The 14,286-nt window shown below is 60.5% G+C and carries 11 protein-coding genes; 6 read left to right on the plus strand and 5 right to left on the minus strand.

Annotated elements, in window-relative coordinates:
• The first annotated feature begins 17 nt into the window (after window positions 1-17).
• Entirely contained in the window at window positions 18-1,922 is a 1,905-nt protein-coding gene (locus ACYVI2_RS11085) for a potassium transporter Kup (RefSeq protein ID WP_415819948.1), read from the plus strand.
• A gap of 328 nt (window positions 1,923-2,250) precedes the next feature.
• On the opposite strand, the gene argG is transcribed toward ACYVI2_RS11085, so the two are convergent.
• Both argG and argF read right to left on the minus strand, forming a co-directional pair.
• The gene (gene argG, locus ACYVI2_RS11090) at window positions 2,251-3,588 is read right to left on the minus strand and encodes an argininosuccinate synthase (protein WP_415819947.1); all 1,338 of its coding nucleotides are present in this window, start codon (window positions 3,586-3,588) and stop codon (window positions 2,251-2,253) included.
• A 533-nt stretch (window positions 3,589-4,121) separates the two neighbouring features.
• Window positions 4,122-5,063 carry an ornithine carbamoyltransferase gene (argF, locus tag ACYVI2_RS11095; protein ID WP_415819946.1) on the minus strand — a complete coding sequence of 314 codons (942 nt, stop codon included), beginning with the start codon at window positions 5,061-5,063 and terminating at the stop codon, window positions 4,122-4,124.
• A 111-nt stretch (window positions 5,064-5,174) separates the two neighbouring features.
• Between argF and ACYVI2_RS11100 the strand changes: the two genes are divergently transcribed.
• Window positions 5,175-5,465: a DUF3579 domain-containing protein gene (locus tag ACYVI2_RS11100; protein WP_415819945.1), complete on the plus strand. Its 291-nt coding sequence runs from the start codon at window positions 5,175-5,177 to the stop codon at window positions 5,463-5,465.
• A gap of 9 nt (window positions 5,466-5,474) precedes the next feature.
• Here the strand turns inward: ACYVI2_RS11100 and ACYVI2_RS11105 are convergent, their stop codons facing one another.
• The 3 genes from ACYVI2_RS11105 to ACYVI2_RS11115 all read right to left on the minus strand — a co-directional run bounded on the left by ACYVI2_RS11105 (window position 5,475) and on the right by ACYVI2_RS11115 (window position 9,846).
• The gene (locus tag ACYVI2_RS11105) at window positions 5,475-7,583 is read right to left on the minus strand and encodes a TonB-dependent siderophore receptor (protein ID WP_415819944.1); all 2,109 of its coding nucleotides are present in this window, start codon (window positions 7,581-7,583) and stop codon (window positions 5,475-5,477) included.
• 292 nt (window positions 7,584-7,875) lie between these two features.
• The gene (locus ACYVI2_RS11110) at window positions 7,876-8,832 is read right to left on the minus strand and encodes a 2-hydroxyacid dehydrogenase (RefSeq protein WP_415819943.1); all 957 of its coding nucleotides are present in this window, start codon (window positions 8,830-8,832) and stop codon (window positions 7,876-7,878) included.
• A 42-nt stretch (window positions 8,833-8,874) separates the two neighbouring features.
• Window positions 8,875-9,846, minus strand: coding sequence for a Bug family tripartite tricarboxylate transporter substrate binding protein (locus ACYVI2_RS11115; RefSeq protein WP_415819942.1), 972 nt, complete (start codon window positions 9,844-9,846; stop codon window positions 8,875-8,877).
• A gap of 201 nt (window positions 9,847-10,047) precedes the next feature.
• Between ACYVI2_RS11115 and ACYVI2_RS11120 the strand changes: the two genes are divergently transcribed.
• The 4 genes from ACYVI2_RS11120 to garL all read left to right on the plus strand — a co-directional run bounded on the left by ACYVI2_RS11120 (window position 10,048) and on the right by garL (window position 14,102).
• Window positions 10,048-11,133, plus strand: a complete 1,086-nt coding sequence (locus tag ACYVI2_RS11120; protein WP_415819941.1) for an SMP-30/gluconolactonase/LRE family protein — start codon at window positions 10,048-10,050, stop codon at window positions 11,131-11,133.
• A gap of 6 nt (window positions 11,134-11,139) precedes the next feature.
• On the plus strand, window positions 11,140-11,985 hold the full coding sequence (locus ACYVI2_RS11125; protein ID WP_415819940.1) for a FadR/GntR family transcriptional regulator: 846 nt from the start codon (window positions 11,140-11,142) through the stop codon (window positions 11,983-11,985).
• Between the two features lie 137 nt (window positions 11,986-12,122).
• Entirely contained in the window at window positions 12,123-13,214 is a 1,092-nt protein-coding gene (locus tag ACYVI2_RS11130; RefSeq protein WP_415820020.1) for an Ldh family oxidoreductase, read from the plus strand.
• A gap of 120 nt (window positions 13,215-13,334) precedes the next feature.
• A complete protein-coding gene (gene garL, locus ACYVI2_RS11135) occupies window positions 13,335-14,102 on the plus strand; it encodes a 2-dehydro-3-deoxyglucarate aldolase (RefSeq protein WP_415819939.1) in 768 nt (255 codons plus the stop codon).
• Window positions 14,103-14,286 lie beyond the last annotated feature (184 nt).

Consider the following 14,286-nt stretch of genomic DNA (forward strand, 5'->3'; position numbering starts at 1 on the left):
CTCACTGGGAGTAACGGATGAGTTCGCCTGTGCAGGGCACTATTTCATCGGGCAATGAGCACGCTGCGTCGTCCAAAGCGATGCTGATGCTGGGGGCGCTGGGAGTGGTTTATGGTGATATCGGCACCAGTCCGCTGTATACCTTGCGCGCCTGTCTGGTCGGCTTTGCCGATGTTGAACCTGATCACATTCTGGGTGTGCTGTCGATTCTGTTCTGGCTGTTGATGCTGGTCGTCTCGTTCAAGTACGTCATGTTGGTGCTGCGCGCCGATAACCGGGGCGAGGGTGGCACACTGGCATTGCTGGAGCTGGCTGTACGCGGGCGGTCGGATCGCTCTCGGTGGCTGCTGGTGGTGCTGGGGATTTTCGGGGCATCGCTGTTTTATGGCGATAGCATGATTACGCCGGCGATTTCGGTGTTGTCAGCGTTGGAAGGTATCGGCGTGGTGTCGCATACGCTGGATCCCTGGATCGTCCCGTTGGCGCTGGTGGTCCTGATATTGCTGTTCGTGATTCAGTCGAAAGGCACCGGGGCCATGGGCAAGCTGTTTGGCCCCATCATGGCGTTGTGGTTTACGACGCTGGCGCTATTGGGGGGATGGCAGATCTGGCAAGCTCCTCAGATATTGCAGGCCTTGAATCCCGCGTGGGCGCTGAGCTTCATCGATGAGTTTCCCTTGGGTAGTTTCCTGTTGCTGGGCGCAGTGGTGTTGGCGCTGACAGGGGCCGAGGCGCTTTATGCCGATATGGGCCATTTTGGCCGTCCTGCGATTCGCCGTGCCTGGTTCTCGATGGTATTGCCGGCTTTGGTGCTGTGTTATTTCGGTCAAGGCGCATTGTTGCTGCGCGACCCGCAAGCCATCCGCAATCCCTTTTTCCTGATGGCGCCGGAGTGGGGGCTGGTGCCCCTGGTGATCTTGGCGACCATTGCCACGGTCGTGGCGGCGCAAGCCGTGATTTCCGGTGCGTACTCGGTGACGCGCCAGGCAGTGCAGTTAGGGTTTTGGCCGAAGATGCAGATTTTGCACACGTCCGCGGTCGAAAAGGGCCAGATTTATTTGCCGCAGGTGAATGCGTTGCTGCTCGTGTCAGTGTTGATTCTGGTCCTGGTGTTCCAGGATTCCGAAAACCTCGCTGCGGCGTATGGTTTTGCGGTCACTGGCACCATGTTGGTGACAACGGTACTGGCGTTTGCGGTGTTGCCGCGCGGTGCGACCGGCGGCAAGCGGGTGTTGTGGTTGGCGACGCTCGGCGTGTTGCTGATAGTAGATATTCTGCTGTTCGGCGCCAATATTTTCAAAATCCACGAAGGCGGCTGGTTGCCTTTGCTGGTGGGCGCGATCGTCTTTTCCTTGATGATGACGTGGCGAAGGGGCCGCCAATTGCTGGCCCAGCAGCAGCGCCGCGATCAACAGCCGTTGAAAGAATTCATGGTGCAGCTCGAGGAGTATCCGCCTGCGCGGGTGCCAGGCACGGCGATTTTCATGACCATGAGCCCAGGCCTGGTGCCGGCCGCGTTGCTGCACAACTTGAAGCACAACAAAGTGCTGCACGAGCATGTGCTGTTCTTGACGGTCGCGGTGGCGGATGTGCCGTATGTGTCGGCGCCCGAGCGCTTTACGGTCGAACAGATCAGTGCCTCGTGCTGGCAGGTTGTGGTGGATTATGGGTTTAAAGAAGATCCCAATGTGCCTGATGTCTTGAGGCATGTGGCCGAGGCTTACCCGGAAATTGATCTGGAGCCTATGCGGACGTCGTATTACTTGTCGCGTCAAACCGTTGTTGCGGCGAAAAGGCCTGCGATGTGGCGCTGGCGGCGCGGGGTGTTTGCGTTCATGGCGCGCAATGCGACGCGTAGTACGAAGTTTTTCAAGATTCCGCCGAATCGTGTGGTGGAGATGGGGATGCAGGTCGAGGTTTAAGCGGGGCTGCGTGGGTGGTTACGTGTGTTGTGGAGCTTTGTTCTAGGCGACGAGGGAGTGTTTGCTGGCCTGGTGGCGGAGTTTTTTTAGCCGTTTCTGCCGGTCGCCCGGAAGCCGCGCCGGGCCTATCGCGCGGACTCGGCCCATGACCAGGGGCCTCGGTCCGCTTCGCGGACTGGGATCCGCGCTCAACGGCCCGGCGCGGCTCCCGGGCGACCGGCAGAAACTCGTAGAGGTGGCTGGCCGTCGCGGCTTGATAACTGTCGAAATCGAAATGATCCGGGCCAAAAAAACCGCACATCAGTGCGGTTTTTTTATGGGAGGATGTTTACTTCTTGCCGTTGTCTTTCAACTGGGGCAATGCCGTGCCGGAGGCGGCCAGCAGGCCGGTTTGCACGTAGGTGAAGAGCTTGGCGCGCGTGTCGGTGATGTCGAGGTTGCGCATGGTCAGCTGGCCGATACGGTCCGCGGGGGTGAACGGGGCGTTTTCCACCTTTTCCATCGACAGGCGCTCGGGCGCGTAGGTCAGGTTCGGCGACTCGGTGTTCAGGATAGAGTAGTCGTTGCCGCGGCGCAGTTCCAGGGTGACTTCACCCGTGACGGCGCGGGCGACCCAGCGCTGGGCCGTTTCGCGCAGCATGATGGCTTGCGGATCGAACCAGCGGCCTTGGTACAACAGACGGCCAAGTTTGCGGCCGCTCTCGCGGTATTGCTCGATGGTGTCTTCGTTGTGAATGCCGGTGACCAGGCGCTCGTAAGCGATGAAGAGCAAGGCCATGCCCGGGGCTTCGTAGATGCCGCGGCTCTTGGCTTCGATGATGCGGTTCTCGATCTGGTCGCTCATGCCCAGACCATGACGGCCGCCGATGCGGTTGGCTTCGAGCATCAGTTCGACGGGATCGTCGTACGCGACGCCGTTCAGCGCAACGGGCTGGCCTTCTTCGAAACGGACGGTGACTTCCTCGGCTTTGACGGCGACGTCATCGCGCCAGAACGCCACGCCCATAATGGGCTTGACGATGCGGATGCCGGAGTTCAGGTGCTCGAGGTCTTTGGCCTCGTGCGTAGCGCCCAGCAGGTTGGAGTCGGTCGAGTAGGCTTTTTCCGCGGACATCTTGTAGTCGAAGCCGGCCTGACGCATGTACTCGGACATTTCCGAGCGGCCGCCGAGCTCGTCGATAAAGCGCTGATCGAGCCAGGGTTTGTAGATTTTCAGGTCCGGGTTGGTCAACAGACCGTAGCGGTAGAAACGCTCGATGTCGTTGCCTTTGAACGTGCTGCCATCGCCCCAGATGTTGACGTTGTCTTCCTTCATGGCGGCCACGAGCATGGTGCCGGTGACGGCGCGGCCAATGGGCGTGGTGTTGAAATAAGTGATGCCGCCAGTAGAAATATGGAACGCGCCCGATTGCAGGGCAGCGATGCCCTCGGCAACCAGCTGCGGCCGGCAGTCGATCAGGCGGGCGCTTTCAGCGCCGTAGGCCAGGGCTTTGCGCGGAATTTCGTCGTAGTCGGATTCGTCGGGTTGGCCCAGGTTGGCGGTGTACGCGTAGGGGACGACGCCGTTATTGCGCATCCACAGCAGGGCCGCGCTGGTATCCAGGCCGCCCGAAAAGGCGATGCCGACTTTCTGGCCGATGGGCAGATTGGGAAGAATAGTGGTCATGGTGTGTAAATCGCCTACGGGACGACGACGAATGAAACGAAAGAAGAACCGCCAGACGCGTTGAGCAAGGCAAAGCCAAGCGGCGCGTATGCGGAATCTTCCATTTTAACGCGTTTACTGTGAGTGGTCGTAACCTACCACTGGGCGCGGCGCTTCTGGTTTAAGCATCCACCTTCCAACTCCCTAGAGAGCAGCAAAAGCAGCCGTTCCTAGCTGTGAGTTTGCCGCAGCCGGGGCGCAGTGGCGGGCAGGCCTGTCGGAGGCTGCCGAGTCCGTGAACCATCGGCGGGGGCAGTCCGGGGGCCATGTTTGAGTGGAGCGCAGCGGAGCGAGTTTGGCCCCCGGCCCGCCGATGGTTCACGGACGTAGGCCGAGTCCCCGTTGAGGGGATGAGTCAGCCGACCAGGCCTGTCCGCCACGGCGCCCCGGCTGCGGCAAACGGCTCAAGAACTCGCTTTTCCCGCCGCCCCAAGACGTCAAAGCCACACGCCCAAGCACAAGAACTCAACCGAGCCTCGCACCCGAGCTCACTTTCAGTCAATTTTTCCCAGCAGCAGGAATTCCATCAGCGCTTTCTGCACATGCAGGCGGTTTTCCGCCTCATCCCAGACAACGCTTTGCGGCCCGTCGATGACTTCACCGGTGACTTCTTCGCCCCGGTGAGCGGGCAGGCAGTGCATGAACACGGCCTGGGGATCGGCGGCAGCCATCATTTCCGCGTCAACGCACCAGTCGGCAAAAGCGGCACGGCGAGCATCATTTTCGGCCTCGTAGCCCATGCTGGTCCAGACGTCGGTCGTCACCAGGTGAGCGCCGCGGCAGGCCTCGATGGGGTCGGCGAACTGGCGCAACACGCCCTCCGGCGGGGTGCCGATGCGGTTAGACTCGAGCTCATAGCCGGCCGGCGTCGACACATGCAGCGTAAAGCCCAACATTTCGGCCGCCTGCAGCCACGTGTACGACATGTTGTTGGCATCACCGATCCAGGCAACGGTCTTGCCGGCGATAGGGCCGCGGTGCTCGATGTAGGTAAAGATGTCGGCCAGAATCTGGCAAGGGTGGAATTCGTTGGTCAGCCCGTTGATGACGGGCACGCGCGAGTGCGAAGCAAAACGTTCGATGCGGGTCTGCTCGAACGTGCGGATCATGACAATGTCGACCATGCGAGAAATCACGCGGGCCGTGTCTTCGATGGGCTCGGAGCGGCCCAGCTGCGAATCGTTGGAAGTCAGGTTGATGACAGAGCCGCCCATTTGGTACATCCCGGCCTCGAACGAGACGCGGGTACGGGTGCTGGCTTTCTCGAACACCATGGCCAGAGTACGGTCATGCAGAGGCATATGGGGCTCGTAGCGCTTGAACTTGTCTTTGATCAAGCGGGCGCGGTCGAGAACATAAGCGATTTCACTGGGGGAAAAGTCCCGGAACTGCAGGAAGTGCCGCAACGGGCCAGTCTGGTGCGCAGGAGGTGTCATGATGAAAAGGGCGAAGCCAAAACATCAATCATATACAATTCGCGGCGCGGGCCGCATCTTTGTCGTTTGTCCGATCCGGACGCAGCGCACGCCGCCCGTGGTGAAAAATTCATGACAAATCGCGTCAAACAATTCGTTATTCACGGTGTCACCGAGAGTGGCTCCCGTTTTCGTCCCAGTGATTGGGCCGAGCGCCTGGCCGGCGTGATGGCCCAGTTCCGGCCGCCTGGCTCGGCCGGCAGCCACTTGACTTATTCGCCCTATGTTTTACCCATGTTGATCGATGGGGTGCGGGGAGTGGTGGTGGATCTGCGGCTGCGGGAACTGGAGCCCCTGGCTTACAAATTCGTGGTGGATTTCGCCCGCGACAATAACCTCAAGACCGAGGAACGCGAGGTGTGAGGCCCAGGCCTAATATTGATACCCCAGCGTCAGCATGGCGGTGCGGCCATCCCCCAGCGCGACGGCGTTACGCAAGCCTCCGGTGAAGTAATCCTTGTCGAACAGGTTTCGCACCGTCAGTGCGGCCCGCCAATGTGCCGCGTGATACGCGACGCCGACGTCTGCGACGGCGTAACCGGGAATTTCGTACCCGTAGGCATGACGGGGGCTTTCTCCGCGTACGGCGCCGTTCAGTTCCCAGCCTAGCAGTCGGTCCTGCAGGCGATAACGCGCCGTCAGGTTGAAACTGTGCCGTGGCACGTTGTCCAGCCAGTCTCCCTCAGTGGAGGGTGATTGTCCGCCATCGTCGGTGATGACGGCAGCGGTATAGGCGTAGCCGCCCATCAGGCTCAGGCCGTTGCCCAGGTCGGACGCAAAGCCGATTTCCGCGCCCCGGGTACGTTGTTCACCTACGGCGATACTGAAGCCGTCGTTGAAGGGGTCGGATTGCAGGACGCTGCGGCGGCGTAAATCGAAGGCGGCCAGCGTCAAGCTGGTAGCCCCGTCATCCAGATCGAATTTCACGCCGATTTCCCATTGTGATCCTTTTTCGGGATCGAACACATTACCGTCGACGTCGGTCCCGCTGTTGGGAAAAAACGAGGTTGCATAGCTGATATAGGGGCGCACACCGGGCCACATTTCGTACATGAGTGCTGCAGATCCTGTCGTGGCTTGAGATGGGTTGTCCGCGCGTTCGCCATTCAAATGATTGGTGGAGTAGGTCGCGGCCTGGTCGCGCCTCAAGCCTGCCACGAGCTGCCAGCGTTCACCGAACGCTATCTGATCGCGCAGATAGACGCCCAATGCGCGTAATGTCGAGGTCGTATCGGTCCGGGGGTTGGCGGGGCACGAGATAGCGCTCCCGTAGACGGGGTCGTAAACATCCAGCGAACCTACGCTGCAGGTATACGACAGCGCGTTTTCCCGCGAACGTAGATAGTCGACCCCGACAGTGATGGTGTGACGGCCCAGCGGGGTGTCGAAAAGGCGCTGAGCATTGGTGTCGAGCGAAAAGGTGTCACCATCCCAGGCCTGGTCTGTCGCGGTGCGCCGCAGGGTTCGATTGTCCGCATTCAGCGTGCCGTTGGCGATCAACTGCCCCGTGACCGAGAACTGTTGCCAGCGCAGGTTTTGGTTGACGGTCCAACCGTTGGCAAAGCGATGGGTGAGGGCATAGCCGATGCGGCTCTGAAATGCCCGATAAGGGTCCTGGTCGGGTTCGCCGATGAATCGGTTGCGAGCAATGCTGCCCAATGGATTGGGCAATACCGAGCCCGCCAGCGGCAAACCCTGCTGGCGGATGTAGCGGCGTTCTTGGTAGCTGGCCAAAATCGTAAAGTCGGTGGCGGCGCCCAGGTCGAGTGATAACGAGGGGGCGATCCAGCGATTCTTGAACCACACGTAGTCGGTCGCGTCGTGTGAGTTCATGGCCAGTGCGTTCAGGCGAAACGCCGCCTTGCCGCTGTCGGAAAGCGGCGTACCCATGTCCAGTGTGCCCTGATAGAAATCATGGCTGGCCACCGTGACATCGGCGCGGGCAAAGACCTCGGCTTGTGGACGTTTGCTCACCATGTTCACCAGTCCGCCCGGCAATACCAGGCCATACAGCAGTGACGCGGGTCCTTTGAGGACTTCCACTTGCTCTACGCCGAACAATTCTTGTGCGACGCGGTTGCTGTCCGAGACACGCAGGCCGTCCAGAAAAATGGAATCCGATGCCACTTGACCGCGAATGATCAAATCGTCCCAGCCGCGGCGGCCAAATTGATTGCTGACCACGCCCGGCACATTGTGCAGGGCATCGGCCAGGGTCTGTGCCTGTTGGCTGTCGAGTACGGCGCGTGGCACTACGGTGATGGATTGGGGCGTTTCAGATAACGGAACAGAGGATTTATTGACTTGCGGTGGGGCGACCGGATTGAACGCATCGGGGTTGTCATCGCCGGTTATCTGTACCGCCGGCATTTGCGCGACGTCATCATCGGTACTGTTTGTCGTGGTGGGCTGCGCTATGGCGAGGGCAGGGACGAGTGCGATCAGGCAAGCAAGGGGACGTTGCAGCAGCGGCGAGGGCATGGCGTGATGTGAAATGCGGCGAGGTGAGAGGGCGAACGAGATCGGCGGAGAGCATCGGTTGATACTCACGCGTAAGTAATAATTATTGCACTAATAATGATAATTGTTTTTATTACTAAAATTCGGCGCGTTGCCGATGATGCGCAATGGTGTTGGATGGCCCCGAGGGAAGCGCCTGACTCTGTAAGCCAAGGGATCAGATTCAGGTGCGATAGCGGGCGTTGCACCCGCTCGGCAGGCCAGTGCCGGCATGATAGTGAGCCGTCGCACGGCTCACTATCATGCCGCGGATTTATTCGACCGGCGTGACGAGCTTGCCGTTCTGGAAATACGATGCCAGGTTTTCCAGCATCAGGTCTTCCATGGCTAGGCGGGTTTCGTAGGTGGCGCTGCCGATGTGAGGCAGCAAGACGGTGTTGTCGCTATCGACGAGGGCCTCGGGTACCTTGGGCTCGTATTCGAAGACGTCCAGGGCGGCGCAACCGAGTTTGCCGTTCTCGAGTGCGGTTGTCAGGGCCTGTTCGTCAATGACGGGGCCGCGCGCGATGTTGACAATGATGCCTTTGGGGCCCAATGCCTCGATGACCTGCTGATTGACCAGGTGGCGGGTTTCCGGGCCGCCGACGGTGGCAACGATCAAGAAATCGGCCCAGGCAGCGAGATCGACCAGCGAGGCTTCGTAGCCGTATGGCACATCAGTACGTGCACGGCGGTTGTGATAGCGGACCTCCATGTCGAAACCGTCGCCACGGCGGGCGATGGCCTGACCGATACGGCCCAGGCCGATCACGCCTAGTTTTTTGCCGCTGACGCGGGTGCCCAGCGGAATGTTGCCATGGACCTGGCCCCAGCGGCCGGCGCGTACAAAGCGGTCGCCCAGGCTCATGCGGCGCGCCCCGGCGATCATCAGCCCCCAGGCCAGATCGGCCACGCAGTCGGTCAGAACGTCGGGCGTATTGCTGACGAGCACGCCGCGGGCACGGGCGGCCTGTACGTCGATGGTTTCATAGCCCACCCCCCAACTGCAGATGGCTTTCAGATCAGGCAACGCATTGATCAGGTCGGCGTCGGCGCCCATGGTTGCCGAGGTGACCACGGCGGTGATGCCTTTGCCGTAGTCGGTGAGGGCAGCTTTGCGATCACCATGTTTCCAGAGCTCGAAAACGTCGTAGTCGTTCGCGAGCCGCTGGTTGGCAGAAGGGGAGCCGGACAGAGAGCCGACCTGAAGAATGCGTGGCTTTGTGGTCATGTCGTTGTTGGTTGGGGTGGGAAAAAGTACATGCTACTTGATTTACTGCAACTCAATGCCGCCTTCTTTGATGACCTGTTTCCACCGGGCGACCTCGGCTTTTTGGAAGGCGGCGAACTCTTCGGGCGTGTTGGCGACGACCTCGAAGCCCAGGCCTTGCAGGGTTTTCGTCACGCCGGGTTCGCGCAGGGTCGTACGCAGCGCATCGGACAGGGTTTTCACGACAGGTGCCGGGGTGTCTTTAGGTACGGCAAAGCCTTGCCATGAGTACACCACCATGTCTTTGATGCCGGCTTCGGCCAGCGTGGGTACATTGGGCAGTTCTGGTGAGCGCGTATCGCCGGTGATGGCCAGGGCCTTCAGTTTGCCGGCCTGCACGTGTTTCTGTACCGCGCCCAGGTTTTGGAACGAGACGTTGACCTGGGCGCCCATCAGGTCGGCAATGGCCGCGCCGCCGCCGCGATAGGGGACGTCTACGCCCGTCGTGCCGGTGCGTTGGCGAAACAGGATGGCAGACAGATGGTCGGACGATCCCGTGCCGGATGAGGCGTACGAGACTTTGCCGGGATTTTTCTTGGCGTATTCCACCAGCTCGGCGACAGTGTTGGGAGGGAACGAGGGCGGTGCAACCAGGATGTTGGGGTTACGCACGGCCTGAGTCAGATAGGTGAAGTCTTTGCTGGGGTTGTACGAGAGCTCTTTGTACAAGGCCTCGTTAATGGCAAAGGTGCCGATAGAACCGACCATCATGGTGTAGCCGTCTGGCGTGGAGCGTGCCAGAGCCTGCGCGCCGATCGCGCTGTTTGCACCAGGTTTGTTTTCGGCCACGAAGGTCTGGCCCAGGAGCTTTTGCATGCCCGGCAAGACTGAACGGGCGGTGATGTCAGACGAGCCGCCGGGCACAAAGGGCACGATGACGGTGACGGGTTTGTCGGGGTATGAGGCCGCCTGGGCAGCGGTTCCGCCGAGCAAGGTGACGCTGGCGGTTGCGATGGCGCTAATCAGTTTCTTCACGATGTCTCCTGTGCGCGTTTTGGCGCATCTTGTGAGAGGGAGTCTTGTAAAACAAGACCAAGCGTTGAGAGTATGCTTGTCAACCAAGTATACTTTTCCGAGGCCGTATCGTACGGTGATAAGCACGGCATTTTTAGCAGTAAATACCCTAGTGCGAGCACGCTCGCACAGCGAAGATAACGATAAGCCGGAGACAACTTTATGCGTGATATTCCTGCTCTACAGTCCGCTGCCGTATTCGAATCAAAGCAGACGAATCCTGGAGATGAAGCATCGGTCAATAGCGGACGTCGACGTTGGTTGGCGGGCGTCGGCGCAGCGGCGGTGACGCTGCCCACATGGGCGCGTGCCTGGGAGCCTGCCGCTGCGTACCCCGATCCTTCGGTACAAGTGCTGGACGCGGCGTTTGAACCCTATCGGTTGTTCAATGCGGGCGTGGAGCGCATTGCGACGGGCATGCGTTGGAATGAGGGTCCGGTGTGGTTTGGCGATGGGCGGTTTTTGCTGTGGAGCGATATTCCCAACGACCGCATCATGAAATGGGACGAATCCACGGGGGCAGTCAGCGAGTTTCGCAAGCCCTCGAATTACTCCAATGGCAATACGCGCGATCGGCAGGGCCGCCTGGTGACGTGCGAGCATCTGACGCGCCGCGTCACCCGTACGGAATACGATGGTTCAATCACGGTGCTGATGGATAGCTATGAAGGCAAGCCGCTGAATTCGCCCAATGATGTGATTTGCCATTCGGATGGTTCTATCTGGTTCTCGGATCCTCCGTTCGGGATCGGCGGAAATTACGAGGGCCGCAAGGCCAAGGCCGAAATGCCGCATACGGTCTATCGCATCGATGCGCAGACGGGCAAAGGCGAGGCCATGATCACCAATCTGAAGGGGACCAATGGTTTGTGCTTTTCGCCTGATGAGGCGCTCTTGTATGTGGTCGAAGGGCGCGCTACGCCGAACCGCTTGATCCATGTGTATGACGTGACAGATGGGGGCAAAAAGCTGTCCAACGGCCGTGTGTTCCTGGATGCGCAAGGCGGCACCATCGACGGGATGCGCTGCGATGTGGACGGCAATCTGTGGCTGGGCTGGGGCATGGGTGAGGGCAAGGACGGCGTGATGGTCGTCTCGGCTGAAGGCAAACGCCTGGGTCACATTCATTTGCCTGAGCGCTGTGCCAATCTGTGCTTTGGCGGTGCGCAGCGCAATCGCCTGTTCATGGCGTCGTCGCATTCCATTTATGCCTTGTATGTGAACACGCAAGGGGCGGTTGGCGGTTAACGGGTCATGGCGACTACACGTAAACGAGCAGCGAGCCCAGGGGCGCGCAGGGCGAATGCGAAACCCTTGGCCCCGGCAGCGAACGCGGGGGCAGGTACGAACGAGGTGGGCACGGCATTGATCGAGAAGCCGAGCAGCGGCGCCCTGGTCCTGGAGCGAGGCCAGCGCGTGCGTTTGGCGGATCAGTTGTATGGCCAGATCTTTGAGCAGATCGTCGAGGGCGGGCTGAATGTCGGCGACAAACTCCCGTCCGAGCACGAGATCTGCGAGCGTTTTGGTGTCTCGCGGCCGGTGGTGCGCGAGGCGCTATTGCGCTTGCGTGCTGATGGGTTGGTAACGGCGCACCAGGGCTTGGGGACGTTTGTCAGTCATCAGCCCGCCCCGCGTTTAAAAACGTTTAACGATGTGCAGAATGTAGGGGCGTATTTACGTGCCCAAGAGATCCGCATGGCGCTGGAGGGCGATGCTGCTCGTCTGGCAGCGATGCGGCGCACGGACGAGGAGTTGCATCAGATCGAGCAGGCGCATGCTGCGTTCGTGGACGAGCTGGAGCGCGGCCATATTTCGGCCGAAGCAGACCTGGCCTTTCATGCCTGTATTGCGCAAGCGACGGGCAACGATTATTACCTGGGCGTGCTGGAATCGATCCATGAGTCGATCAGTGGTTTTATGCGTCTGACATTGAGCCTGACGCGGACCGGGTCACGTCAGCGTGCGCAGCGTGTGGTGGATGAGCATGCTGCCATTTTGGCTGCGATACGCGAGCAGGATGGCGAGCGGGCGCGGGTGGCAATGCAATTCCATCTGGGTCAGGCACGTCATCGCTTGGTGGATCGTGAACGCGATCAATGAGAATCCAACGGCTGGGCGCGATGCGGTGTTGTTGAACGCAGGTATGGGTGGCAATACGGGTGAATGCCCGTTGAGAACAAGGGTGTGAAGCCCGAAGGAGAACGGTAGTGAAGGGTGGGAGTAGCCAAGTGACCAATGTGCCGGCGCAGCAGGTGCGTCAGCAAATACGGCTTGTATTGATGGCGTGGGGGATGCCGGAGGATCTGGCGGTCACCACATCGGATCTGATGGCAGAAACGGATTTGCTGGGGGTCGATTCGCACGGCATTTCGATGTTGCCTGCGTACGAGGCCAAGTTGCGCGCGGGTACTTTGCAGATCGGTGCGCGGCCTCGTGTGGTGCGCGAGGCTGCGTCTACCGCGTTGCTCGACGGTATGGCAGGCCTGGGGTATCCCGTTGCAGCGCAAGCGATGAGTCTGGCGGTAGACAAGGCCCTGGAACACGGCGTAGGCGCCGTGTCGGTAAGAAATTCGCATCACTTCGGCGCGGCAGGTGTTTACGCGCGCATGGCGGTGCGGCGCGGCACGGTGGGTCTGGTCACCAGTAGTGCGACGACGCTGATCATGGTGCCCACGCATGGCGCATTTCCGATGCTGGGGACCAATCCGATTGCGTTCGCGGCGCCCGCGGCACAGAACGAACCATTTGTGCTGGACATGGCCACGACTACGGTGGCAGCGAACAAGGTCAAGGTGTACGACTTTCATGGCAAGCCCCTGCCGGAAGGGTGGGCGGTCGATGGCCAGGGCGGCAATGTGACTGATTCGGCTGAAGCGATGCGCTATATCTTTGATCGCCGCGAGGGCGGATTGACGCCGCTGGGCGGTACCGCCGCCATGAGCAGTCACAAAGGCTATGGTCTGGCAATGATGGCGCAAATCCTGGGCGGCACGTTGAGCGGCAGTGCCTTGGCGGCACGGCAGGCCGCGGTGCGTCGTCCGGGCGATCCCGACGATATCGGGCATTTCTTTTTGGCGCTGAATCCGGATGCATTCCGGGAGTCGGGGTCATTTGAGGACGAGCTGGACGAGGCGATCGATACCTTGCATGAGACGCCGCCGGCCGACCCGGCCAAGCCCGTGCAGGTGGCCGGAGAGCCCGAGGCCGTCGAGCGGGAGCGTCGCTTGCGTGAGGGCATTCCCATCCCATTGGCGTTGGAAGAGCGCCTGCGCGCCATTTGTGAGCGTAGCGGGGTGGACTACGTCCTGACCCCTGTTGGCGCAGCCTGAGCCTCTGACGCTGCGTTTGATTGATATTTTCCAGGGGCCGCGTGTCGCGCCACGTTTTTGGCTCTCGTTGCTGGATTTTGTGCCGCAACGGGAGCGTTCTACTTATCCAAGGAAGTGATCATGAGTTCACCGTTGCCTAACCGTTTCCGCCAGCAGATTCTGGCCCGCGAACGGCTGATCGGCTTTTGGATGTGCATGTCCAACCACATTACCGCCGAGCTGGCAGGCCTGGCCAACTATGATTGGTTGCTGATCGACGGCGAGCACTCGCCTAACGAAGTCCCATTGATGTTGCAGCAGTTGCAGGCCCTGCAGGGCAGCACCAGCGCGGCGATCGGCCGGCCGTCGTGGAACGATCCAGTCGAGATCAAGCGTTTGCTGGATATCGGGTTCTATAACCTGTTGATCCCGTTTATCGAGACGGCAGACGAGGCGCGCCGTGCCGTCGCCGCGACGCGATATCCGCCGCAGGGGATCCGCGGTGTGGCGGGCGCGCAGCGCAGCAACCGCTACGGCACGGTGCCGGATTATCTGACGACGATCAACGACAACGTTTGCGTGTTGTTGCAGATCGAGAGCCGAGCCGGCGTCGATGCCGTCGACGACATCGCGGCGGTCGAGGGCGTGGACGGGATCTTTATTGGTCCGTCGGATCTGGCGGCGGGCCTGGGGCATCTGGGCAATCCGGGGCATCCAGAGGTGCAAGAGGTCATTCGCCATCTATATGACCGCGTCACCGCCCAGGGCAAGGCCGTCGGCACGTTGGCGCCTGTGCAGGCAGATGCGCGCCGCTATCTGGACATGGGCATGCATTTTGTCGCGGTGGGCACAGACCTGGGCGTGTTCAAACAAGCGACCTTTGCGTTGCGCGAGGCGTTTGCAAAGTAAGCGAAATCGGCCGGCGGTCCGGCCGATTTGTTTGCTGGCGCATGTCGCGCAGGCATACATGCCTCGGCGGAGCCTGGGATCAGCGGCGGCATGCGAAAACCGTTGCTGCAATAACAAAAGGATGCCCACGGGCATCCTTTTGTTTTGCCGTATTCATGCAGCCCTGCAGAGCAGGGGCAGCAGA

This window comes from Bordetella tumbae (assembly GCF_054780995.1).

Coding starts and splice junctions, on each gene's coding strand:
- ACYVI2_RS11085 (WP_415819948.1), top strand. CDS start 18: ATGAGTTCGCCTGTGCAGGGCACTATTTCATCGGGCAATGAGCACGCT.
- argG (WP_415819947.1), bottom strand. CDS start 3,588: ATGACCACTATTCTTCCCAATCTGCCCATCGGCCAGAAAGTCGGCATC.
- argF (WP_415819946.1), bottom strand. CDS start 5,063: ATGACACCTCCTGCGCACCAGACTGGCCCGTTGCGGCACTTCCTGCAG.
- ACYVI2_RS11100 (WP_415819945.1), top strand. CDS start 5,175: ATGACAAATCGCGTCAAACAATTCGTTATTCACGGTGTCACCGAGAGT.
- ACYVI2_RS11105 (WP_415819944.1), bottom strand. CDS start 7,583: ATGCCCTCGCCGCTGCTGCAACGTCCCCTTGCTTGCCTGATCGCACTC.
- ACYVI2_RS11110 (WP_415819943.1), bottom strand. CDS start 8,832: ATGACCACAAAGCCACGCATTCTTCAGGTCGGCTCTCTGTCCGGCTCC.
- ACYVI2_RS11120 (WP_415819941.1), top strand. CDS start 10,048: ATGCGTGATATTCCTGCTCTACAGTCCGCTGCCGTATTCGAATCAAAG.
- ACYVI2_RS11125 (WP_415819940.1), top strand. CDS start 11,140: ATGGCGACTACACGTAAACGAGCAGCGAGCCCAGGGGCGCGCAGGGCG.
- garL (WP_415819939.1), top strand. CDS start 13,335: ATGAGTTCACCGTTGCCTAACCGTTTCCGCCAGCAGATTCTGGCCCGC.